The organism is Pseudomonas sp. F1_0610 (assembly GCF_047470865.1).
Classification (GTDB): Bacteria; Pseudomonadota; Gammaproteobacteria; order Pseudomonadales; family Pseudomonadaceae; genus JAZDRH01.
In genome coordinates this window covers 83,537-105,526 of record NZ_JAZDRH010000006.1, presented here as the reverse complement: position 1 = coordinate 105,526, position 21,990 = coordinate 83,537, and the positions used below count along the sequence as shown (strand labels likewise).

The 21,990-nt window shown below is 43.5% G+C and carries 20 protein-coding genes; 6 read left to right on the top strand and 14 right to left on the bottom strand.

What is annotated here, in order from left to right:
* Positions 1-429 precede the first annotated feature (429 nt).
* Positions 430-669 carry a BrxA family protein gene (locus VQ643_RS05400; protein ID WP_023994229.1) on the top strand — a complete coding sequence of 80 codons (240 nt, stop codon included), beginning with the start codon at positions 430-432 and terminating at the stop codon, positions 667-669.
* A 186-nt stretch (positions 670-855) separates the two neighbouring features.
* On the opposite strand, the gene intI2 is transcribed toward VQ643_RS05400, so the two are convergent.
* On the bottom strand, positions 856-1,833 hold the full coding sequence (intI2, locus tag VQ643_RS05395; RefSeq protein WP_063962748.1) for a class 2 integron integrase IntI2: 978 nt from the start codon (positions 1,831-1,833) through the stop codon (positions 856-858).
* A gap of 342 nt (positions 1,834-2,175) precedes the next feature.
* On the opposite strand from intI2, the gene VQ643_RS05390 reads away from it, so the two are divergent.
* The 5 genes from VQ643_RS05390 to VQ643_RS05370 all read left to right on the top strand — a co-directional run bounded on the left by VQ643_RS05390 (position 2,176) and on the right by VQ643_RS05370 (position 5,813).
* Positions 2,176-2,841, top strand: a complete 666-nt coding sequence (locus VQ643_RS05390; RefSeq protein ID WP_414198271.1) for a hypothetical protein — start codon at positions 2,176-2,178, stop codon at positions 2,839-2,841.
* A gap of 104 nt (positions 2,842-2,945) precedes the next feature.
* Entirely contained in the window at positions 2,946-3,605 is a 660-nt protein-coding gene (locus tag VQ643_RS05385) for a hypothetical protein (RefSeq protein ID WP_414198270.1), read from the top strand.
* Positions 3,602-4,684, top strand: coding sequence for a sensor histidine kinase (locus tag VQ643_RS05380; RefSeq protein WP_414198269.1), 1,083 nt, complete (start codon positions 3,602-3,604; stop codon positions 4,682-4,684). The genes VQ643_RS05385 and VQ643_RS05380 overlap by 4 nt, the downstream gene beginning before the upstream one ends.
* 44 nt (positions 4,685-4,728) lie before the next feature.
* The gene (locus VQ643_RS05375) at positions 4,729-5,397 is read left to right on the top strand and encodes an HNH endonuclease signature motif containing protein (protein ID WP_414198268.1); all 669 of its coding nucleotides are present in this window, start codon (positions 4,729-4,731) and stop codon (positions 5,395-5,397) included.
* Positions 5,397-5,813 (top strand): hypothetical protein, encoded by a 417-nt coding sequence (locus VQ643_RS05370; protein WP_414198267.1) that lies wholly within the window; start codon positions 5,397-5,399, stop codon positions 5,811-5,813. Before VQ643_RS05375 ends, VQ643_RS05370 begins: the two co-directional genes overlap by 1 nt.
* Before the next feature lie 808 nt (positions 5,814-6,621).
* On the opposite strand, the gene VQ643_RS05365 is transcribed toward VQ643_RS05370, so the two are convergent.
* From VQ643_RS05365 to VQ643_RS05305, 13 genes are all read right to left on the bottom strand, one after another.
* Positions 6,622-8,238, bottom strand: a complete 1,617-nt coding sequence (locus tag VQ643_RS05365; RefSeq protein WP_414198266.1) for a Tn7-like element transposition protein TnsE — start codon at positions 8,236-8,238, stop codon at positions 6,622-6,624.
* Positions 8,239-9,765: a TnsD family Tn7-like transposition protein gene (locus VQ643_RS05360; RefSeq protein ID WP_414198265.1), complete on the bottom strand. Its 1,527-nt coding sequence runs from the start codon at positions 9,763-9,765 to the stop codon at positions 8,239-8,241.
* A 2-nt stretch (positions 9,766-9,767) separates the two neighbouring features.
* Positions 9,768-11,435, bottom strand: a complete 1,668-nt coding sequence (locus tag VQ643_RS05355) for an AAA family ATPase (protein WP_414198264.1) — start codon at positions 11,433-11,435, stop codon at positions 9,768-9,770.
* Complete coding sequence (locus tag VQ643_RS05350; RefSeq protein ID WP_414198263.1) at positions 11,432-13,540, bottom strand: transposase; 2,109 nt, start codon at positions 13,538-13,540, stop codon at positions 11,432-11,434. The genes VQ643_RS05355 and VQ643_RS05350 overlap by 4 nt, the downstream gene beginning before the upstream one ends.
* Positions 13,527-14,348: a TnsA endonuclease N-terminal domain-containing protein gene (locus VQ643_RS05345; RefSeq protein WP_286594413.1), complete on the bottom strand. Its 822-nt coding sequence runs from the start codon at positions 14,346-14,348 to the stop codon at positions 13,527-13,529. Before VQ643_RS05345 ends, VQ643_RS05350 begins: the two co-directional genes overlap by 14 nt.
* A 158-nt stretch (positions 14,349-14,506) precedes the next feature.
* Complete coding sequence (gene glmS / locus VQ643_RS05340; protein ID WP_414198262.1) at positions 14,507-16,339, bottom strand: glutamine--fructose-6-phosphate transaminase (isomerizing); 1,833 nt, start codon at positions 16,337-16,339, stop codon at positions 14,507-14,509.
* A gap of 1 nt (position 16,340) precedes the next feature.
* Entirely contained in the window at positions 16,341-17,117 is a 777-nt protein-coding gene (locus tag VQ643_RS05335; protein WP_414198261.1) for a DeoR/GlpR family DNA-binding transcription regulator, read from the bottom strand.
* Positions 17,118-17,184: 67 nt separating this feature from the next.
* On the bottom strand, positions 17,185-18,456 hold the full coding sequence (locus VQ643_RS05330; RefSeq protein ID WP_414198260.1) for a dihydroorotase: 1,272 nt from the start codon (positions 18,454-18,456) through the stop codon (positions 17,185-17,187).
* Complete coding sequence (locus tag VQ643_RS05325; RefSeq protein ID WP_414198259.1) at positions 18,456-19,463, bottom strand: aspartate carbamoyltransferase catalytic subunit; 1,008 nt, start codon at positions 19,461-19,463, stop codon at positions 18,456-18,458. Before VQ643_RS05325 ends, VQ643_RS05330 begins: the two co-directional genes overlap by 1 nt.
* A gap of 13 nt (positions 19,464-19,476) precedes the next feature.
* Positions 19,477-19,986: a bifunctional pyr operon transcriptional regulator/uracil phosphoribosyltransferase PyrR gene (gene pyrR, locus VQ643_RS05320; protein WP_414198258.1), complete on the bottom strand. Its 510-nt coding sequence runs from the start codon at positions 19,984-19,986 to the stop codon at positions 19,477-19,479.
* Positions 19,987-20,011: 25 nt separating this feature from the next.
* The gene (gene ruvX, locus VQ643_RS05315) at positions 20,012-20,449 is read right to left on the bottom strand and encodes a Holliday junction resolvase RuvX (RefSeq protein WP_414198257.1); all 438 of its coding nucleotides are present in this window, start codon (positions 20,447-20,449) and stop codon (positions 20,012-20,014) included.
* Positions 20,446-21,015, bottom strand: a complete 570-nt coding sequence (locus VQ643_RS05310; RefSeq protein WP_414198256.1) for a YqgE/AlgH family protein — start codon at positions 21,013-21,015, stop codon at positions 20,446-20,448. Before VQ643_RS05310 ends, ruvX begins: the two co-directional genes overlap by 4 nt.
* 44 nt (positions 21,016-21,059) lie before the next feature.
* Entirely contained in the window at positions 21,060-21,968 is a 909-nt protein-coding gene (locus VQ643_RS05305) for an energy transducer TonB (protein ID WP_414198255.1), read from the bottom strand.
* Positions 21,969-21,990 lie beyond the last annotated feature (22 nt).

The window sequence follows — 21,990 nt, the reverse complement described above, 5'->3', positions numbered from 1 at the left end:
AGGATTATTTAGGGGAGAGTGACAAAATAGATGGGAACTGGGTGTAGCGTCGCAAGCTAATGCGAAAATTAAAAATGACAAAATAGTTTGGAACTAGATTTCACTTATCTGGTTAACTAATCTAGCTAACCTGCCGCTCAGCTTAGTACGATCCTATATCCAACTGATCATAATCCTTTCATCAGTATCCCAAATTAAATCCCCCTCCTAGACTGCCTCACCAACACTTTACAGTGATCCCGTATTTCCGGACAGGTGATTGATTTTTTTCGCTTGTACAGGTGTTAAGCCACAGTTATCTTGATGTAGACATTATGCATTGTAATAGCCCATTAACATGCGCTAAGAGCATAAATTAATATACAGTAACAAGCATTACGATGTGCTAATGTTTGGAAAGCAGCCTCCTCCACCCACAAATAATTACAAATGACCCCTTTCCGCTATAACTCCGATCTCACCAGCGGCTCGCTACAAACCCGAAAGTGTCGCATTATTACTGGCTTGTTACTCCAAGAGCTTGATGAAGCTGCCTGGGATAAAGCCATGTATGAGGAAAATGTGCTTCAGAAACGCACGCAATCTACGGTAAGACGTATTTCTTCAGCGCTTAGAAAACGCCTAGAACACCTAAGCTCTGACTTTTGGGCTTTTGCGTTTTTATGTTAGGCATTGTCTGGCAGCTGGAGGAAGTGTAATGACCATGAATGGTCACTGTGATTAACAGTATCTTGCTTAAACTTATCTGAACAATGGTAGAACTGGCTCATATTTATCCCCTCTATGATTTTTATCTTTTTCACCATAAAAAGTATCAGGGGCTACTCAGGGCTACATAAAGATATTTATCTACTTTTACTGATTGATAAGTAGCATCAGTCCATCCGCAGGACTGGTGGTGCCGGCAAAATGCTGACCCAACACATGCGTATAGATTTGCGTGGTCTTAACATCGGTATGCCCTAAGAGTTCTTGCACAGTGCGAATATCACGCCCCGCTTGTAATAGATGCGTAGCAAACGAGTGACGAAATGTATGACAAGTGACACGCTTGCTAACGATGCCTGCTTTTTGTACGGCTGCCTTCAATGCCTTTCGCGCAACGGAGTCATGCAGATGATGGCGGCATAATTTGCCGTTATACGGGTGGTTGCAGAGCGTGCTGGAGGGAAAGACAAACATCCACGCCGCTTGTCGATAAGCAGAAGGGTATTTGCGATCTAAAGCAAAAGGCAGCGATGGCCCTACGCCTTGTAAGTTGTCGTCTTGCTGAATAAGCCGCGCTTGCTCAATGAGTTGTTTTATTGCTGGGATTAGGCGCGTGGGCAGTAGGCTGTTTCTGCTTTTCCCACCCTTACCGTCATGCACAGTGATGCAGCCATTATCAAAATCAAAATCTTTAACCCGCAAACGCAAGCATTCATTAATGCGCAAACCTGCACCATACAGCAGCGCAAAAATTACTTGGTTGCGAGTATCCATAACCTGCAAAATGCGTTGCACTTCATTTGCAGAGATAACAGAGGGTAGCCGTCTAGGTTTGCTTGCAGGTATATAATCAATATCGCCCAACGGCTGTTGTAAAAACCTGTTGTACAAAAAAGCTAGGGCATTTAAAGCGATTTTCTGCGTGTTTATGGCTACATGTCTGCTGTTTGCTAAGCTGGATAAAAACAGCCTGACCTCTTCACTGCCCATGGTCTGAGGATGACGTTTTTTGTGAAACAGAATAAAACGCTTAATCCAGTGCAGGTAAGTTTTTTCAGTTTTCAGCGCATAACCTTTTTGCCGCATATCCGTGCGTATAGAATTTAAAAATGGACTGTTAGACATAAAACGCTCCTTGTCTTGCAACTGTCTGCCTATACAGCCTATTCTAGCTGGGATTTAAAAAAGTGCCTGTTTTTTACGCCTAGAGATGCTTGTTTACCGGTAGAGTTTTAATTTAATGCTAAATAAATTAAAGTGTTATGAGTTCTTTGGGTGAGATAATGTGCATCGTGCAAGCAGGATAGACGGCATGCACGATTTGTAATAACAGAGTGTCTTATATTTTTAAAGAAAGTCTATTTAATACAAGTGATTATATTAATTAACGGTAAGCATCAGCGGGTGACAAAACGAGCATGCTTACTAATAAAATGTTATGCCAAATAATAGTACTAAGGAGAAACCATGAAAAAGATTGAAGGAAAAGTAGCCCGTCAAATCCATTTTGTGAATTTTGCAGCAATGATGCCTATTTGGATATTTGTAGGATTTATTGCTGGTGCTGCTCTTGGCATCTGGCTGGAAAACTGGGTGGTTTTCTGGGTTGGGCTTGTGGGCTCCCCCTTGGTTTTCAATTACATGGTTTCATCTAAGCGAATAAATAATATTAATGCTGCGTATCAGTATATGAGTGGCGCTGTTACAGGGAAGTTGAAAAATGCAGATTATTACAATACGGGTGAATACGGTGCAATCGCAGTAGATGCGAAAAACAAGGAAGTATCAGTTATAAGTGCAGATCAAAAATTCAAATTTAAAGAGCCATTTGTATTTAATAGCGAAAAAATACGGAACTATAAGTCCTACGCACCAGGATACAGTACGTGGGACAGTGTTGGCAGGACAGATGCTATGACCCAGAACGACATGTTAAACAAAAATCTCAAAGCCAAAGCCAAAGCACATGCTGAATCTGGTCTATACATAGACCTCGATGATGTTTCCAAACCACAAATATTTGTCCAAATGGAATATTCTGAGGCGGAGAAATGGTTGCTTATCTTTGAAAAACTACTTAATGGTACTCTTGAATCGCAGCCCACCCCAATGCTATTTCCTCAAGCGCAGTAAATTGCATAACAATGCGCTGCACTCGGACAAATTTTCCGCTGCGCTCCAAATTTTCCGGTGAGCGCGGCGTTATGCAAGAGTCCCCACAGTTCTAAAGGAAACGTATGTTTATAATTGGAAAAACAAGACAGTTGACTGAGCTAAAAACAGTCGTTCAATCAAGAAAAGTGGAAAGGTCTTCGGTTTCAATTTTGTGTATTGATGATCAGGGGCTTGAATATGAACAAATTATTAGAAATCACAATTTTAATATTCGAGTTTTGAACGATATTGAGGATATTAAAGCCGTTAGTGATTACCCCGTGGTTATTTGTGATATCAAAGGCGTCGGCAAGAAGTTTGGATCGAAATATGAAGGGGGACATATTATTGAAGAAATCAAGAGTCATTACCCCGAAAAAGTTGTGGTTGCCTATACAGGCCAACAATTCGACGCAACATACAATAAGTTTTTCTCCTTAGCAGACTTCACATTAACTAAAGATGTAGATTCAGATGCATGGGTATCTTTGCTTGATCAAACAATTAATAAAGTGGTTTCTCCCATTGAGCAATGGAAGCGGATGAGAAATTTTCTTCTTGAAAAAGAAGTTCCAATTAAAGTTGTTTTTCAGCTAGAGCAAGAATTTATTGAGGCGGTATTAAAAGGCGATAAAGATAAGTTTGCGAAAGAATCTACTGTTAAAGGCTTGGAGGGTGATATTAGAGCTGTCATTTCCAGCTTCATTGCTAGTATTTTGTTTAAAATGGTGTTCGGAGCATGAGCAAAATATCAGCAATACCAGTGTGGAATGAGGAATCAGAACAGTTGGAGGGCGGCTGCTTTTCAAGCGTTCCCGATGTATGTTCTAAACAAAAGAAGAAAACGTGTAAAAAACACTATGAAAGGATAAAAACTTTAAAGGGATTTCATGAATGCCCTGCTGGACTTTCTTCATATAATTCTGGTGAAAACATATATTCTGGGGTGAGAATATCTGGGCACTATACTAAAAACAAAATAAAAAACTCTAACGCCTTTCTTCCAGCAATACCTCCGAATGTTATTTTGGAAAGCGTAGCAAATTCGAAGTCAATCGAGCGCGAACTTTTCGAAAGTGAAGTTCAAGCAGAATTTGATAAGGATCTTGTAGACTTCTGTCTGCATGAGGTCAGAAAATATAATTTGATCATTAAGCGGAGCTCTGAAGAGTATCTGACCGCTAAAGACACATCTAGTTTAGATTATGAAAAGCTAATGAAAACAGTATTTGCATCAAGCTCTTCAATTACAAACCGTCTTAATATATACGATTTTGAAAGCAACCCAAAAATCATTACTGCATCTACACCGTTCCAAGCATCAGTGTTTCAGAAATTTCAAAAAGCTTCGCATTGCTTGGAGATATATGCAAGAGACGCTGGGGTTAGAATTTCCCCCTTTAGAGGGCGACTTCATACAAATATAGATATGTTTCCAATATTCGATTTCGTACCTCATGTAATATTAGAGAACGCTATTAAATATTCTCCTACCAACCAAACTATTGATGTGTTTTTTGACGAGTACAGTAATTCTTTCGATATAAAAGTCGAGTCGATGGGGCCTAGCCTAAAAAACAAAGAAAAAGTAAGAATATTCGACAAGCGATTTAGGGGGAATAATGCTGAACTCGTTGATACAAGTGGGGGCGGCTATGGGCTCTATTTTGCGAAACTGATCTGTGAGCTACATAATATTGACCTTTCAGTAGAGGTTGAAGAAACAAATACTAGGTTAAACAATATTCCTTATTCAAAATTTACTTTTATCATTTCATACAATAAATTGCATAACAAAGCATTGCAGCGGACAATCCGCTGAATGCGGCGTTAGGTATTTTCATTACGACTCGGAGAGTAATCTAAATGGCAATTGGAACAGTCGATATAAAAATTCTTTGGGGGAGAGCGGGAGGAAGATGCTCGAAACCAGGTTGTGATGAAGATTTAACTGCTCTAGTGGCATCGGGTAACTACGTAGTAGGAGAAATGGCTCACGTTATTGGTAGCAAACCCACTGCTGCTAGAGGCACTCCCGAGGGTGGAGCTGATACATACAACAATTTGATTTTGCTCTGCCCGACACACCATACCCACATAGATAAAGCCCCAGAGGGAACATATTCAGTTGAAATGCTCCATGAATGGAAGCGAAACCATGAAGCAGAAATAAATAGTGCTGGAAAGGCACCAAGGTTTGATAGCTTTACTAAGTTACACATCGCGGTTGCACGACTACTTGCCAATAACAAGGCTACATTTGATGCACTAGGTCCAATGAGCGAAGCCGCTCAATCAGACCCAAGTTCTAATGCATACTTGGTATGGGAGTTGCGGAGAATCGACAAAATATTGCCTAACAATAGAAAAATATTAAACCTTATCGACGCAAACGAAGATCTTATCGAGGATATGCTTACTATCAGAGCTATCGAAAAGTTTCGCGTGCACGTAGAGTCATATGAGAAGCACGTATATCAAAGGTTGGATTCCTATCAGCTATTTCCTACAGAGTTTTCAGAGGTGTTCTCATAATGTCTAATGGTTCAAACTCATGGGGTGTGAGTTACAGTCGAATTGCGTGGCTAGAATCGGCTATCAAATCTCATGGTAATGTCATTCGTTATTCACGTCATGACGATATAATTATGAAATTCGACAGAAAAGATGGCAGTTCAATTACATTAATATGCCTTGACGAATATACGCTAGGGGAAGCCATGGTTCACCGAGTTCTGAACGAATTTCCAGAGGTCAATTTTATATCTGTAGGAGGCAATTGGAACGGATATACGAGAGAGGCAAAACAGCTTTGTCTATCCAACAGTATTGGCCTCTTCAACTCAAGCGAGTTAACAGGAGCTTTGTGGAAAAATGAGTTTTGGTTGTATCACCAAAGAGATGATGACGGAAATCCAATCTATCCATACAAAAAACAGCAATCTGCTTAGCGTTTATGGTTTTGGCTCATTTTTTCGAAGTGGCCACGCTAATGATTGTGACTTGTTGCTCGTAGTTAAAAATGACGCATCAAACTTAGGTAAACTCCATTCGGATTTGTCTAAAGAGTTCTTAGAGTTGGGTTTAAAGCTGTCAATTGATTTTGATTTGACTGTTCTTACAGAGCGCGAGCACAAGTCATCTCCACTTAAAGAGCATGATCGGTTGGTGTTAATCGTTGGCTAACGAGGCACAAATACCTAACAAAAAAATTAACACGGACATCAAACGCTGCGCGGATTTTTGGGGCTTGCCGCTTCGCGTCACTGTAGCCCAAAAATCCACTCCGGTTTGCAGCCGGTTATTTGAGCGTTATGCCCTTTGAAGAACTGAGTAAAATTCGACCTAAATGGTTTTAACTGAGAGAGTTATGCAAAAAGCTAAAAAATCGCCTTCTAGTTGCGAGCGAGAAATAATTAATAGTGATTTCTCAGAGAAACTTGAGGCGTACAAAGGTAGTTCAGCGACAACCCCATTATTAATGCTTGGTGATTCGCTACGAGTTCTGAAAGAACTCCCTGATTCATTGATAGATTGCGTAATAACGTCGCCACCTTATTGGGGAAAGGTCACATAATGACTCGAATTCTCGGCATAAAGAGATGACACAACGTGCGTATGCGTCTAGCCTGCTTAGTCTTTCAAATTAGTCAAAGCTGCTATAACTCTCAGCCTAACCATGCTCAAGAAAATGATGTTATTGAGGATTAGCTAATTCACTAACAGCTGATTAAAGTAACTAGGGTTTCAGTCATTCCTTTAATGCGTAAATTGCTCTCTAACCACTCTCTCAGCCCACCCCTCCATATCCTCTCTCGATACTTGCAGCTCCCCCAACCTCTTTGGATGATTCACCCCTCTATGCCCGTCTTGTCCATATAATTGATCAAACAAACTATTTGGCCAATTCAATGAGCTCTTCACCACTCCACGCCGTATCTTTTCAAAATCATTCCGCCATGTTTCGCTATCAACGCCACTCAACACTTTGGTAGAAAGCATTTTCACCCCATCCGATGCATCCACCTCTAGCAATACAAATTCACTGCCATTACGTTGCACCCCAACGGCTTTAATCACTCTTGGTGAGCCATCTTTACACAGATGTAATCGGCTACGCCCAACTTTTGGCAAAACCAAGGTTTCTTCAAAAAGCACCCGACATGCAAATTTAATTTTTAGAATTGAAATTAACTCATTAAAGGCTGCAAAACGATTGGCAAAAATAGAGTTGTAATTGGTTGCATCCTGCTTCCCACCCACATCTGCCGCTGCTAGGGCACCACCTAAGTGTGGCTCATCAGTACTAACCAAATTACTATTTTCACTTGTTGTTGCTTCTTCTTTTTCTAAAATAGTTTGGCTACTTTTTCTTGCCCTGCGAGATTTTTCAATTCGACTAGGTCTACTAAAACTTATCCATGTCGGCTCAGCCTCTATGACTCGTGTGTCTGTGTCTATATTGGCTGTTTCCTCATCGTCCAACTGTAGATGCTCATCATCAACAACTGACTTTGTTGAAACCGCTATGTGCTGCGCACTACCATCACCTGCCTCCTTTTCCTGAAAAGAGGCATGGCTAATAGCTGTTGTGCTAGGAAGCATAGCGTTGATTTCTAAACCTACTATTTCCTCAACTAAATAATCCTTATCCTCGTTAGAAGAACGTCCTTTTACATGTAATTTCCAACCCTGCATGGGCGGAGGGTCAAAGCTAAAGCACCAGCTTTCAACGCCGTTCTTAATTTCTCTAGTTTGTTGATAGTACCTAAAAATACTTTCATACGAATCCATAACATCTTGATCCGAAAACAACCAAACCAAAAGCTGCACTACGGCCGACTGCTCTAACGCCCCTTTAGGAAACGATGAACTGGGCAAGATCCTTATCTCTAAATGATCTCGCTCAACCTCATACTGAACGTCGAACTCTTGCTGTAAAGCGGTACTGCTCAAACAGCTTCGACAGAAATAGGAGTTAATTAAAAATAATGACCGAGCTAGCTCTAACTGTGGGATGTGATAACGAGTCTTGCTATATGGTGTTTCAGCTTCGTAAATAAATGAACTCTGCGCTCCATCCTTGTTGCGTACGGAAGCAAAGGACGAGAGATTAGGAAAATCGATTATTTTGGCTCGTTGAAGATCCGATGCTTCAAACTCAATCACACGATCCGCCTTATTTATTTGCTTTGTTGTACTGTTAACCACCTTAGCTCGACTTAATAAAGGCAAATGAGTAAATCGAGTCCATTTCCGTTCTTGCATTGGATTAAACCAAACAAAAATACGCCACTCCTTATGACCCGAGTTACGGAATAAATGACCAATATGTACAACCTGCACATTGTCATTAAATGTAGCTAGCCTAACCACTCACTCTTCCCCATAAACCATTTCCAAGAATCTTTGTGCTTCCTCAGTTATCCGCTCTTTAGATAACGTTGCACTTCTTAATAATCGCCAGCGCCTAAGCTCAACATCTTCCTGTTTAAGCTTAATAAAAGCTTGGCTAATCCGTCTAATTTGATAATCTTCCACACTCTCTGAGTAATGCTTTAAGCAAAGCGCTACCAAAGGCAGTTTCTGTAGATTTTTTGCAAGAGAGGTTCCGTTAGGAGTTTGCTTTAACAGCCAGCTCGATGTCGCTCTTGGGTGATCAAGGCTACTATCTAAACGCTTTATGATTCTTAGCAGTTGTCGTACAGCTATTCGATCTCTTTGTCCCCAGTCAACTCTAGGGGCGGGTGCCAGACGCTCTTGTTGATGCTGTTGATTCCAGTGAACTAGCCAATCCCTGTCATGTCGGTAAAGCCAAGCGTATAGCGCTCCACCCTCTAAAGACTGTCTTGCCGCCTTAATTCCTTGGTAGTTATGCACTAGTTGCTGCCAGTCTTTATGCTTAACAGATAAATCTTCAGAGTTAGGTTGCACAGACTGGCTGACAGGTCTTGTCGCTATAGAGTGCTCAGTAATAGCACTTGCCTGCTGTAGCGCTTCTATAACCGTTAGTTTTGGCAATAAGGCTTGCCACACAATACTATGCTGTAAATAACTAAAGGCTTTTCTATGCTTACGGAATATACTTTTCAGCCAACACGTGTCCTTGTTCTCTGCCAACTTTAAATCCAGTTTCTCTAGTGCCTCATCACTAAAAGTCTGCCTCACCCTCTCCGCCACCAAGTCATGACGAATGTGCTTGCTTTTGGTTAGCCCTAGATCCTGCGCTAAGCGCTGATAAAACAGCGTCCACTGCTCAAGGCTTGGGGAAAGCTCTTGCGCTCGTGGAGCATCTAACAGAGGGGCTATATAAGCAGCTAGTGCTGTTAATTGAGATAGGGAGTCTTTGGGGTAGTCTGAAAGCAGCTCAGTATGACCCAAAGCCCAAAATTGATGTCGGTGATCATCTACAGCTCTATCAAAGAAGACTAAAGCACCGTGTTTTGGACAATATGGCAAAGCGGGCAAATACCAATCTCGTTGCCAAAAGGCTTCCCCATACCTATTTAGCTGAAGAGCAACGCAATCAGGGCAGTATCTAAAGCGGTTATCGCTCTTAACTCTAGAAGCAGCGACTCCTAGCATTAAATGCACCGCACCTTGCGCTTGGTACTCCATTAACCGAATAGCTTCGTCTCGGCGCTCCTTGCCTACAAACGGAGCATATAAAGGGAATAAGGTATGCTCATAAATAAGCTGCTGAACAGCGTAACGTCCTGTTTGATGTAGATGTCTTGCTATCACACCTAAATGCGAGGGCAGACCTAAGGTAGCGACCACCTTGCGGTTGCCATACACCTCATCCAACAGCTGCTTAGGACTAACAATCCCTTGATAAACGCCTGCCCGTGCAATAGTGCTATAAATCAGCTCATTCGAGTACGGAACAGGAAAGTTTCTCATGGCTAGCCTGCTTGTTTAAATAAGCTCGCCATATCCACTATTACCCCTTTCCCTTTTAACCGTTCATGCATGGTTTTTTCAGGTTGGCGTTGTGAATAGATATAACGTAAATCCGTATCAGGCAAGCTATCCCAGTCGCTGGGCTTGACTACCTTTATAGCCGAAACCTTTTTACTCTTGGAGGGCTTTTCTAGTTCTGACACTACCGTTTCGCCTTCCATCAACCACTGCAAAACAAGAGGCAGTAACTTTTGTCTTGTCATCGTTGGATTCTGGCTAAACGCTTTTTTAATAGTGGGAATTAACAAGCTTGAATCGTAATCCTCTTTCAGCATCAGATATAAATGACGCTGATCTTCAGTATCTAAATCGTGAAGGGCTTTTTCTTCTGGTGTTTGTTCTTGTATCGCTGCGATATCTAGCTGAAGTTGGATTAACCGTTTGTCAATCTCGGGAACGACTAGATCAGAATAACGAGCAATGCGTTCTGGGATACCCGAGCGTAGGGCCTCTAGCATGGGATGAACGGGTTTCAATTCATCTTGATACACTTGCCGCAATAAACCAGAGGTAATACGCTCATTGCCTAAAGCTAGCGCACGGAGCTGTGCGAGTACAAAAATCTTTACTACAATGTCCATCACTCCTTGGCTTAGCTCATGCCATACATCACGGACCTCATCCGATAACAGCGCATCTTTGCGTTGTAAAAGCTGTAATTGCCAAAGATTATCCGTAAAGGCGATCCACTCTTGATTGGGCTTTCCACGTTGTGTTTGTTGTATAGGATCCCAGAATATAGCTCCAAACCCTGCCCCTCTACGGGCAGACCGCAAATCAGCCTCAAAAATCTCTCGTGCTTTAGGGGTACCAATCAACATCACTGGTACGCCAATAATATTCACCATCGTCACAAAAAAGTTCAGCATCTCTTGAGATCCACCCGAACGAGAGCGGCTTAAATGCTGAATTTCATCAATAACCAACAACCCTAAAGCATGAGCATTGGCTATTTGCGACATCAAAGCCAACATGGTTTCTATACCATGACGTTTTAAGCCATAACGACGCTCATAGTTCGAGCCTAAGGCTCGATCCAGCGCTCTGAAAAAATTCAAGCAAATTTCTTTTAGCGATCCATTATGCGAGCAGTCTATTTTCAAATACACCACCTGCTCTATATTGAGCTCACGATGGTAAATCACCTGAGGATACGTGGCTAGAATACGATGAAGAGAAGTCGTCTTCCCACTACCAGAACAACCAATTAACAATAAACTTTGTGCCGTGGACCGAGCCTCCTCAAAGCGAAATGCCTCTAACTCTCCCTTTTGAACACGCTCGTAGCCATTTTGTAAATGCCTTTGCAAATCACCTGTTTTAGGATTTCTACCTACATAACCACCTCGAATCATGACCGAAATACGCTCACTCAGTAGCAAATGAGTACCTAATGGCTGAAAATAGTCATCTGGAGTACGGCAAATGGTATGGGCTCTGATAACACGAGGCTTTTGCAAGTCAGAGGAAGTAAGCTGTAAAGAGGATTTCAGTGATGCAGCACTATTCACTGACTCTTGTAATGGTGGTAAGGCCTCGATAAAAGGATTACCACGATAAGCCTCTACCCCCGTATCACGATAAACCGCTTGAATCTGGGTAGCACTCATGACTCATCCTTTTCTGGTGGATCCTGAAATAATTCAGGCACGTATGTGGGTAGGCTGTAATCTTCTTGATCATCCACTTCCACTGCGTTGAAAGGAATAACTTTAGCCTCATCACCTGAAGAGCTTGGCTTCAAATGCTCCGCACGTTTTTTACGCTCTGAGGTCACGGCTTCTTTTTTATTGATTTTAATCTGCTTAATACGTGTTGATTTGGACTCAGTAGAACTAGGTGTTAGCTTGTTCGCTTTCTGAATGGTTTGCTGAATAAACGCCTCAAGCTCCCTGCGTTTAGTTAACTCATCCTGCTTCGCATTGGCTTTATTGTGTTTTTCTTGTGCCTGTATATCCCATACATCCCAAAATGAGAGGCCTTTAAACTGCCGACTACGTTCCGTTAGATTACAGCGCCAAAATACACGGCTGCCAACTTGCGGAAACAAATAAATCGTATCAACCAACACTGGGTCATAAGCCGCTTCTAAATGTTGAGGTCTAGCTATATCAGTGCTCCGCTGCAACCAACCCTCACGTAGAATCTCTGACCCCGAGTAATACAACCCCCACAAATTAACGCCAAATGAAGAAATAGAGACCTTTCGGCGAGGTAGTAACGCTACTCGCAACAGCTCTTGCTCCACAGCCCTTAAACTACCTGTACGATGCGGCATACCCCATTGCCATAGCTGGACAGGAATAGACGGTAAATCCGTAGGAAAATCAGCATCCCGATCGTATTTATCCATCACCAAATGGTTATTTCTGAATAGGATCGTGCGCAAAATAATTTGTGTGAACTCAAATACCGACAGAGATGCATCCAACCTATAGTCTGTTTCACCATGGCTTTTGATCCGACTGCCCTCCACAATGCCTGGCGCAAAGGATTTAAACTCGGCTTGTAGTGTTCTAAAAGTGCTTTCCACAATGCCTTTAGCATCACCACGTCTAGGTGGAGCACTTTCTACTCGTACATTAAAACTTGAGACTAAGGCTTCGACCTGATGACTCATTAACTCACCACGGTCCGCTAGCAACACATCTGGCAAACCTATACACGGCCAGTCTGAGCTACTAATCTCAATATCATGCTGGGCACAAATCGCCGTTTTGTCAGAGCAAGCATTTATAAAAGCCTGCATCGCCACCACATAAGACGGATTTTCAAAGCCGATATAAAAGCCCGTGATCATCCGACTAAACACATCAATCACAATGTAAAGCGTTGGTCTTCCTATGATTTTTTGGCGATCATGATGATCCACTAAATAAATATCAGCAATCGTGGCATCAATCTCATAACGACTACCAGGGCCTAATGCTTGAGAGGTTGCTGTGCTACTTAATGGTCGTACATCTTTTCTATATATCCCTGCTTTAACTCTAGACTTTAAGCGCTGAGCTTTAGGATATTCTCGATCATAAAAATAACGAAACTGACGTAGCGTTGGATAATCCTCTTGGGGAATGCGAGGAAAATACTGAGCAAACAAGTCCATAAATCGTCTATAGGCAACGGTGGTCTTTGTACCTTTTTGATTTAACAGGTGCTTTTCTATGGTCAGCCTAAAAAGCCGTTCAATCTCGGGGGTAACCTTGGTTCCTTCACCCTTACCATACACTCTGGCTCGGCCAATTTTTGCTGTTCCTGTCGCTGAACGTCTTTCCCCTGGTGCACCGCTGTTTTTGTAGTCTGGAATTAATGCATTAGGCGTTTGACCACGCTGCCAATAACGGCGTAACAACTTATAAACTGTAGCCTTAGTAACCTTATATTCTTGGACCACATGCTCAACGAGTTCGCTTCTGACTTTAGGGTCGAAACGATCCTTACTATTAATAATAGGAAGAATTTTTCGATAACCCTCCTCGCGCTTCTGGAAGCTGACAGAATCTACAGACGGCTCTTCTAAATCAAGATGTACATAAGGGTCATCAGTTCTAACTAAGCGGCCTTCATCTAAATACTGCATTAGCAACAACTCAGCCCTAGCTTGTGGAACTCCTTTATCAGCGCTTATTTGCATCCAGACAACTTGGCCATCCTCTATAGCCAAAATACGATACGGATCATTATCAAATAGCACAACCTCATTAATTTGCCACATAGCGCAACTCCTCCATATTCACTACTTGGCTAACACAGAGATCTGCACACTTATTTGCCCTGAAAGACTTATAAATATTGAACTTAATAAAACCATTTGCGGTTAAGGTTCGTATCTCACTCAATGTTTTGCCTAGCTCCAAATCATAAGCAATATCAACCTGCTTACAGACATTGATAATGTTTTTATCTCCTTTTTCTTGCAGGATATGGGCCAATGGAGGTAGTTGTGCTAAAAGCTCCGCAGAAACTTCTTCTGTTTTCACTGAATAAAGCCATTCAATATTTTCTTTTACTACGGGATTTATTTCTTTATCAGTAAAAATGAACCAAGGAATTTGCTTTTGCTGCCAATAACGACGCTCTAGTTCTAGTTTTTCTAAGGTACGCTCGTCTTGTAAGGCTGCTGCAGGTTTGACTTGAATAGCAAACTGCTCAAAAGGACCATCTTTGCAGTCCACTAAAAAATCAGTAGACATAACCTGATCTACACCGCGAATAGCAGGATGCTTAATGCCACTATCTATTGCAATCTGCCTGGTATCACTAGGTAATAGGGGGAACTGCTCGCGTATATCTAGCACGCTGCTCTCCCACTCAAGACTGAGAAAAACAGCAAGCTCTAAATCAGATAGCAAATGATGGACTCGTCCCGTTTTATGAGAATAAATACGGTGGGAACGACCTGAGGAAGGAACTTCTTGTACTGTTAGCCATGGAATATAGTCTTTACCATGCCCTTGGCCACGCCCCTCTTTAATACGACGGGCAATTTGTACTTCAGAAAATGAAGAGTTTGCTTTAGCCATAACAAAAGTCCAGTATGCTTTTTCACAGCATAACTGGACTGATTTCAGTCTACAACTATCTTGCTTAGTTTAAGACTTTATTGTCATAGTTTAGATCTATTTTGTTTGGTTTAATACTTTATTATCTTCCCACAGAAAACTCAACCAGCAACAGCAGATCACTCTACTGTCACTGATTTTGCTAGGTTTCTGGGTTGGTCTACGTCTGTGCCTCTTAGTACAGCGACATAGTAGGACAGCAGTTGTAGGGGAATGGTATAGAGCATAGGCTCTAGCAATTCGTGGATGCTGGGCATGTGAATAACGTGGGTGTCGGCGCTGTCTTCGAAGTGGGCGGCGCGGTCGGCGAAGACAAGGAGTTCGCCACCACGGGCGCGGACTTCTTGTAGGTTAGATTTGAGTTTTTCTAATAGCTCATTGCTAGGTGCAACGGCAACCACAGGCATTTCACTATCTACTAAGGCGAGTGGCCCATGTTTTAATTCGCCAGCGGGATAGGCTTCGGCATGGATATACGAAATCTCTTTCAGTTTTAGCGCGCCTTCCATGGCCACAGGGTATTGTTCGCCGCGTCCTAAGAATAAGGTATGTTGTTTTTCCGCAAAAAATTCACAGGTTCTTTCAATTTGTGCGCTCATGGAGAGTGCGTCATTGAGTTTGCTTGGTAATAGGCGTAATGCGGCTACTGCTTCTTTCTCGGTTTGGGTATTTAACCGGCCTTGTGCACGACCTAATGCTAAGGTAAAGAGCAATAGACCAACGAGTTGCGTGGTGAAGGCTTTAGTGGAGGCAACGCCAATTTCTGGGCCTGCGCGGGTGAGTAATACAAGGTCAGACTCACGTACCAGTGAGCTTGTGCCTATGTTGCAAATAGCCAAGCTAGCTAAGTAGCCTTTGTCTTTAGTGTTGCGCAAAGCGGCAAGGGTATCTGCCGTTTCGCCTGATTGAGAAATGCTAATAAACAGAGTGTTTGGTTGAATGGCAACATGGCGGTAGCGAAATTCGCTGGCTACCTCAACTTGGCAAGGTGTGTTGGTTAGGCTTTCAATCCAATAGCGTGCGACCATTCCTGCGTGGTAGCTGGTGCCACAGGCAACAATTTGAATATTTTGTACGTGTTGAAATAGTGTTTCTGCGTCTGCGCCAAAGCTGCTTGCGAGTACGTGATCTTTGGCTAGGCGATCTTCTAAGGTGCGTTGTACTACTTTGGGCTGCTCGTAGATTTCTTTGAGCATAAAGTGGCGATATTCACCTTTGTCAGCGCTTTCGGCATTGTCTAGATATTGCACTGTTTCACGGTTGATGGGCGTGAAGTTGGCATCGTAAATCTGTACTTGCTCGCGTTCGATCTCGGCAATATCGCCTTCTTCTAAGTAGATAAAACGGTCAGTGACTTGGCGTAATGCTAAAGGATCAGAGGCAAGGAAGTTTTCGCCAATACCTAAACCAATGACTAATGGGCTACCACTGCGTGCAGCTAAAATGCGCTTGGGATTGCAGGCTTCAATCACAGCTAAACCGTAAGCGCCTTCAAGTTTGCGCACAGCCGCTTGTAGGGTAGTTAGTAAAGAGTCATGTTGTTTACGTAAAGAATGCAGTAAGTGCACAATGGTTTCAGTGTCTGTTTGTGAAGTGAAGATGTAGCCTTGTGCTTTGAGTTCTTCGCGTAGTTCTTGGTAGTTTTCAATAATACCGTTATGTACTACGCCTAGTTCATTATTTGAAAAATGCGGATGGGCATTATCTTCACTGGGTGCGCCGTGTGTCGCCCAGCGAGTGTGGGCAATCCCCACTTTACCAAGTAGTGGATGAGCGTCCAGTGCGCTGGCTAATTCGGCTACTTTGCCTGTGCGGCGGCAGCGCTCTAAACCTTGATCAGTATAAACAGCTACACCAGCGCTATCGTAGCCGCGGTATTCTAAGCGTTTTAAACCTTCAATCAAAATGGCAGTAACGTTTCGCTCTGCAATTGCACCTACAATGCCACACATATTATTCGGCTCCTTTCAAACTTACACGGATGACTTGCACGCCTTGCTGGCTAATGGCCTGCGCTGTAGCCTCAGGTAGACGTTCATCGGTAATTAATGTGGTGATGCTGCTCCAAGGCAGCTCTAGATTAGGAATTTTTCGGCCTATTTTGTCAGCCTCAAGCATGACAATAACTTCCCGAGCCACTTCCGCCATTACTCGAGATAGGTTGAGTAACTCATTAAAACTGGTAGTTCCGCGCGCCAAATCTATGCCAGCTGCGCCAATAAATAGTTGGTCAAAATCATAGGAGCGCAATACATGCTCGGCCACTTGTCCTTGGAAGGATTCAGAATGTGGATCCCAAGTGCCGCCTGTCATTAATAGGGTTGGCTCAGGTTCTAATTCGCGAATGGCGTTAGCTATCATCAGGGAATTGGTCATAATCACAAGGTCAGGGCGATTATTTAGGAGCGGAATCATGCTGGCGGTTGTGCTGCCGCTATCAATAAGAATGCGTGCATGCAAGGGAATGCGTTGCATGGCCGCTTGGGCAATAGCTTTTTTATAGGCGGAAACAGGGCTATTAGGCTCGCTGATAAGCTCTTGGGGGATCGCAATAGCACCGCCATAACGGCGCAAGAGTAAGCCGTTTTTTTCAAGAGCAGTTAAATCCTTTCGAATCGTAACTTCAGAAACAGTAAACTGCCGCGCTAGCTCATCTACATTAACTTCGCCTTGGCGTTCTAGCTGGCTGATAATAGCGTGGCGACGTTGAGGTGTTGTGAGTTTAGACATAATAGGTTTCAAGTCGAAAGTTTAAGTTGCGAATCAAAACCTATTATGTTTTTTAGGTCAAGCTTTTTTATGCTTGGTAACTTATTTTTCCTTTGCGTATGGTGTAGTGCACCTTGCCATTGAGTGATTGTCCAAAGAAGGGGCAGTTACGTCCTTTGGAGTACCAATGCTCTCCTGCTAAGGTTGTTCCAGCAGGATCGAAAAGCACAAGGTTGGCATTAGCGCCAACGGTTAAACTGCCTGCGTTTAGCTTTAAGGCGCTTGCAGGGCCGCTGGTGAGTCTAGCTATGGCGGTTTGCAGGTCTAAAATCCCTTCATGCACCAGTGTTAGCGCGAGAGGAAGTAGGAGTTCAACACTGCTAATGCCAGGTTCTGTTTCCGCAAAAGGGGCTTCTTTAGCGTCTTTATCTTGCGGTTGATGGTGGCTTGCAATGCTACTGATAACGCCAGATTTTACAGCTTCACGTAAAGCATCACGGTCGGCAAGGCTGCGGATAGGCGGTTGCACATGGAAGTTACTGGAGAAGTCCAGCACCATGTCATCTGTTAAGAAAAGCTGATACATGGCTACGTCAGCAGTGACATCTAATCCGCGCTTTTGTGCTTGTTCAATAAGTTTTGCGCCACGTGCTGTGGTGATATTGCTAAAGTGCGCACGTACGCCGCTTTGTTCGACCAGCAATAAATCACGGGCTAAAGCAACAGTTTCAGCAGTTTCTGGAATGCCCGTTAAACCACGAAAACTAGCAGCCGCGCCTTCATGGGCAACGCCATCGGCAGCAAGGTCGTGGTCTTGTGATTTAAAAATCACCGTTAAGCCAAAACTGGCAGCATATTCTAATGCACGACGCAGTACCCGATTGTTTGCCATAGGTGCAAGATCATTGCTAAAGGCAACACAGCCCTCTTTATGCAGTGTGACTAATTCTGCAAGATGCTCGCCATCAAGATTTTGCGTTAACGCGCCAATAGGGTAGACACGCGTATGACCTTCCATTTTGGTGCGATCTAAAATCAGCTCAACAACGGCAGTGCTATCAATAACTGGCTTAGTGTTAGGTGTGCAACATAGCCCTGTTACGCCACCAACGGCAGCGGCTAAGGTTTCACTATTAATGTTACCTTTGCGTGTATGCCCAGGCTCACGTAGCGAAACGCCAAGATCAAGCAAGCCCGGTGCAGCTACTAAGCCTGTTGCATCAATCATTTGCTCTGCGACAAAGTCACGTGGCATCTTGCCAATGGCGACAATTTTGCTGTCTTGAATAAAGATATCGGTAATTTGGTCAACGCCATTAGTGGGATCAATAAGGCGTGCACCGCTGATCTGCATGCGCATTATAGTGCCTCCTTGGCGGTATTGATTTGCTGCTGTTCTTGTTGGCCGCTCATGGCCATGGACATTACAGCCATACGCACTGCAATACCATAAGTCACTTGGTCTAAAATACGGGACTGGGCGCAGTCAGCAACAATAGAGTCAATTTCAACGCCACGGTTAATCGGCCCAGGGTGCATCACAATAGAGTCTGTCGCGGTTTGCGCTAAGCGTTTTTCGCTTAATCCATATAGGCGGAAGTATTCACCTTGGCTTGGCAGTAATCCGCCTTGCATACGCTCACGTTGTAGACGCAGCATTATGATTACATCAACGCCTTCTAGCCCTTTATCCATATCGGTGTAAACCTTTACACCATATTGCTCTAGTCCAACAGGCAGTAAGGTTTGTGGGCCAATAATACGGATATCAGTGCAGCCGAGCGTACGCAAAGCCAGCATATCGGAGCGAGCAACTCGAGAATGCAGAATATCGCCGACGATGGCGACAGATAGCTTGCTAAAATCACCTTTATTGCGACGAATAGTCAGCATGTCCAGCATGCCTTGGGTCGGGTGTGCATGGCGACCATCGCCACCATTGATGATAGCTACATTTGGGCAAACCTGCTCAGCAATGAAATGAGCTGCACCTGAATTGGCGTGGCGCACTACAAACATATCTGCCGCCATGGATTCAAGATTGCGCAAGGTGTCGGTAAGAGTTTCACCTTTGCTTGTTGAAGAGGTGGAAACATTCAGGTTGATAACATCAGCGGATAGGCGTTTAGCCGCTAGTTCAAAGGTGGTGCGTGTGCGTGTTGAGTTTTCAAAAAATACGTTAAATACCGTCATGCCGCGCAATAATGGCACTTTTTTAACAGCACGCTCACCCACTTCTAAAAAGGAGTCAGCCGTATCTAATATTTCGGTGAGTAATTCGCGTGGTAAGCCATCAAGGGATAAAAAATGGCGTAAGTTGCCACGCTCGTTCAGTTGTAACGGGCACTTTGCGGAATTGGGCGTCATCGCGAAGTTCTCTTTAGTGGGCTAGGGTTTTTAACTCAAGGCTTAAGGGCGCAGGTCCGCGCACTTTAATGCGCTGGTTATCTGGTAGATCTATTGTAGCGCCAACAATATCTGGGCTAATAGGCAATTCGCGAGCATTAATGTCGAGTAAGCTGACTAAAGTGATGCTGGCAGGGCGGCCGTAATCAAATAGCTCATTCATGGCGGCACGTATGGTCCGCCCGCTCATTAACACATCGTCAATTAAAATAATGTGTTGATCCTCAATATCAAAAGGCAACTGTGATGGGCTTACTTGCGGGTGTAGCCCTGTGCGGCTAAAGTCATCGCGATAGAAGGATACATTAAGTACACCCAACGCTTCATTTTCTCGATTAAGCTTTTTAAGTAAGGCTTTAGACACCCAAACACCACCTGTTTGAATACCTACAAAACGTGGTTGTTGAATCCTCATTTGCTTGAGGTATTCAGTCAATTGGCTTGCCATGTTTGAGAGTAGTTGCTCAGGTTGAGGTAAGTTCATCACAGGCTCCTTGGTGCAACCAATATTAGTGAGAGATATTTTGTTCTAACCAGCTTTCTAGTAACAGCGCAGCGGCTAACGCATCAACAGGATTTTGTTTGTAGCTGGTGCTAAGTTGGCCTTGTTCAAAGCGTGCGCCTTTAGCTTCAAAGGTGGTTAGTCGCTCATCTTGCATATGGACGGGTAGGTTAAAGCGGCCATTTAAGCGGCGTGCAAATTTGTTAGCACGCTCGCACATTTCGCTTTCACTACCGTCCATGTTTAAAGGCAAGCCAACGACTAAGGCATCGGGTTGCCATTCTTTGATTAATTGTTCAACTTGCTGCCAATTGGGCGTGCCGTTTTGTGCTTTTAAAGTGCAGAGCTCACGTGCTTGTCCAGTGACGGCCTGGCCAATAGCCACACCAATTTGTTTGCTACCATAATCAAAGCCAAGTACAAGTCGAATGGTATTCTGGCTCATGCGCGTCCTACTTCTGGAGATAAGAGTGTTAAGTCAATACCGATAGCTTTTGCGGCTAGGTCGCGGCGCTGCTCAGCTGGCACATGAAAGATAATATCTGTATCTGCTTTGCTAACGAGCCATAGATTAGCGGCTATTTCATCTTCTAACTGTTGAGCACTCCAGCCAGCATAGCCGAGCACAATTAAACAATCAGCTGGGCCTTCACCTTTTGCGATATTGTGCAAAATATCTTGTGAACTGGTTAAACACAGAGTACCAATATCCAGTGTATGGGCGAAAGATGTACCTTTTTTGTGCAAAATTAGACCACGCTCTTGCTCTACAGGTCCACCAATATACACACGGGTTCGCTCAGCTAATGAGGTGCTTGCCAGTTCAGGCTTTAGCTGCTGTAGAACATCCGCTAGCTGAAAGTTGGCTGGCCTGTTAACGACTAGCCCCATACTGCCTTGAGTGTCATGTTGAATTAAATAAATAAGAGATTGGGCGAAATAGTCGTCGTCCATCTGAGGCATGGCAATTAAAAAATGTTGTGCTAGGCAAGCTATAGATTGGCTATTCATAGCCTAAGTTTCTAGGGAAATCTAAATAACTTCAAGTGCAATTACTATTGTGCGCTAGAAAGTATGTCCCCACGCTCAAAGCGCCATGTGCGGATAATTTCAATTTGATCGAAATTAGCAGCTAATTCGCCCGTAAAAGGGGAGAAAGGAGCAGATAAGCGAACACTGTCTTGTGCGGCTTTATCTAATACAGGATGTCCTGAAGACTCAAGAATACGCACTGTATCAATTGAGCCATTGCTGCGAATAATAACCAGCATGCGTAGGCTGCCATGGATTTTCTGACGACGAGCTTGTTCAGGGTAATTGAGGTTACCAATACGCTCTACAGTTTTGCGCCACTCATCACGATAGCCTGCACTCATATCGCGTTTGGTAGCAGCTGTATTTTGACGGCTGACGCGTGGGCGCTTGGCATATTCTTGTCGTTGCTGTTCAAGTGCAGCTTCTAGGCTGGCGATTTCAGCAGCAAGGCGTTCTTGATCAGTCAAAGGAGTAGGACGTTGCTGATCTTGCTGCTGCTTTGTGGGTTGCTGATTAACTTTGTCCAGCTGTGGTGTGAAGGTGGCCACTACTGTTTTTTGTGTTTGTGTTTGTTCTACTGGCTTAGGAGAGCTTTCAACTTGAACTTCATTGATTTTATTATCTTGAAATTCGGCTTTTTCAGTAGTAGTTGGAACCGTTGCTTTTTCCAGTGTCCCGCTTCCCATTTGGTTGGCTTGAGCAAGGAAATCAGCTTCTTTAGGTGCTTTTTCACTGGCAAACGAGGCTAAGGTAATTTCTAAGCTTTTACTTGGCTCAGGCATGCTCTCCATAGTAAAGCCTACGCCTAAAATTAAGGCGATATGCACTAAGGCGGCAATAAATAAAGTAAAGCCGAGGCGGTCAGTCGCTGTAATACGACTTTGCGGCAAATCAGTTGCACTATTTACAGAAGAAGGCGCTTTGCTCATGACACTACACAGTAAAAATAAT

Bases quoted from the DNA above. Each gene is read 5' to 3' on its own strand.
- intI2 (WP_063962748.1), bottom strand. From the start codon at position 1,833: ATGTCTAACAGTCCATTTTTAAATTCTATACGCACGGATATGCGGCAA.
- VQ643_RS05350 (WP_414198263.1), bottom strand. From the start codon at position 13,540: ATGTGGCAAATTAATGAGGTTGTGCTATTTGATAATGATCCGTATCGT.
- VQ643_RS05310 (WP_414198256.1), bottom strand. From the start codon at position 21,015: ATGAATAGCCAATCTATAGCTTGCCTAGCACAACATTTTTTAATTGCC.
- glmS (WP_414198262.1), bottom strand. From the start codon at position 16,339: ATGTGTGGCATTGTAGGTGCAATTGCAGAGCGAAACGTTACTGCCATT.
- VQ643_RS05375 (WP_414198268.1), top strand. From the start codon at position 4,729: ATGGCAATTGGAACAGTCGATATAAAAATTCTTTGGGGGAGAGCGGGA.
- VQ643_RS05385 (WP_414198270.1), top strand. From the start codon at position 2,946: ATGTTTATAATTGGAAAAACAAGACAGTTGACTGAGCTAAAAACAGTC.
- VQ643_RS05370 (WP_414198267.1), top strand. From the start codon at position 5,397: ATGTCTAATGGTTCAAACTCATGGGGTGTGAGTTACAGTCGAATTGCG.
- VQ643_RS05390 (WP_414198271.1), top strand. From the start codon at position 2,176: ATGAAAAAGATTGAAGGAAAAGTAGCCCGTCAAATCCATTTTGTGAAT.
- VQ643_RS05360 (WP_414198265.1), bottom strand. From the start codon at position 9,765: ATGAGAAACTTTCCTGTTCCGTACTCGAATGAGCTGATTTATAGCACT.
- VQ643_RS05355 (WP_414198264.1), bottom strand. From the start codon at position 11,435: ATGAGTGCTACCCAGATTCAAGCGGTTTATCGTGATACGGGGGTAGAG.
- VQ643_RS05325 (WP_414198259.1), bottom strand. From the start codon at position 19,463: ATGACGCCCAATTCCGCAAAGTGCCCGTTACAACTGAACGAGCGTGGC.
- ruvX (WP_414198257.1), bottom strand. From the start codon at position 20,449: ATGAGCCAGAATACCATTCGACTTGTACTTGGCTTTGATTATGGTAGC.
- pyrR (WP_414198258.1), bottom strand. From the start codon at position 19,986: ATGAACTTACCTCAACCTGAGCAACTACTCTCAAACATGGCAAGCCAA.
- VQ643_RS05345 (WP_286594413.1), bottom strand. From the start codon at position 14,348: ATGGCTAAAGCAAACTCTTCATTTTCTGAAGTACAAATTGCCCGTCGT.
- VQ643_RS05330 (WP_414198260.1), bottom strand. From the start codon at position 18,456: ATGCGCATGCAGATCAGCGGTGCACGCCTTATTGATCCCACTAATGGC.
- VQ643_RS05335 (WP_414198261.1), bottom strand. From the start codon at position 17,117: ATGTCTAAACTCACAACACCTCAACGTCGCCACGCTATTATCAGCCAG.
- VQ643_RS05305 (WP_414198255.1), bottom strand. From the start codon at position 21,968: ATGAGCAAAGCGCCTTCTTCTGTAAATAGTGCAACTGATTTGCCGCAA.
- VQ643_RS05400 (WP_023994229.1), top strand. From the start codon at position 430: ATGACCCCTTTCCGCTATAACTCCGATCTCACCAGCGGCTCGCTACAA.
- VQ643_RS05380 (WP_414198269.1), top strand. From the start codon at position 3,602: ATGAGCAAAATATCAGCAATACCAGTGTGGAATGAGGAATCAGAACAG.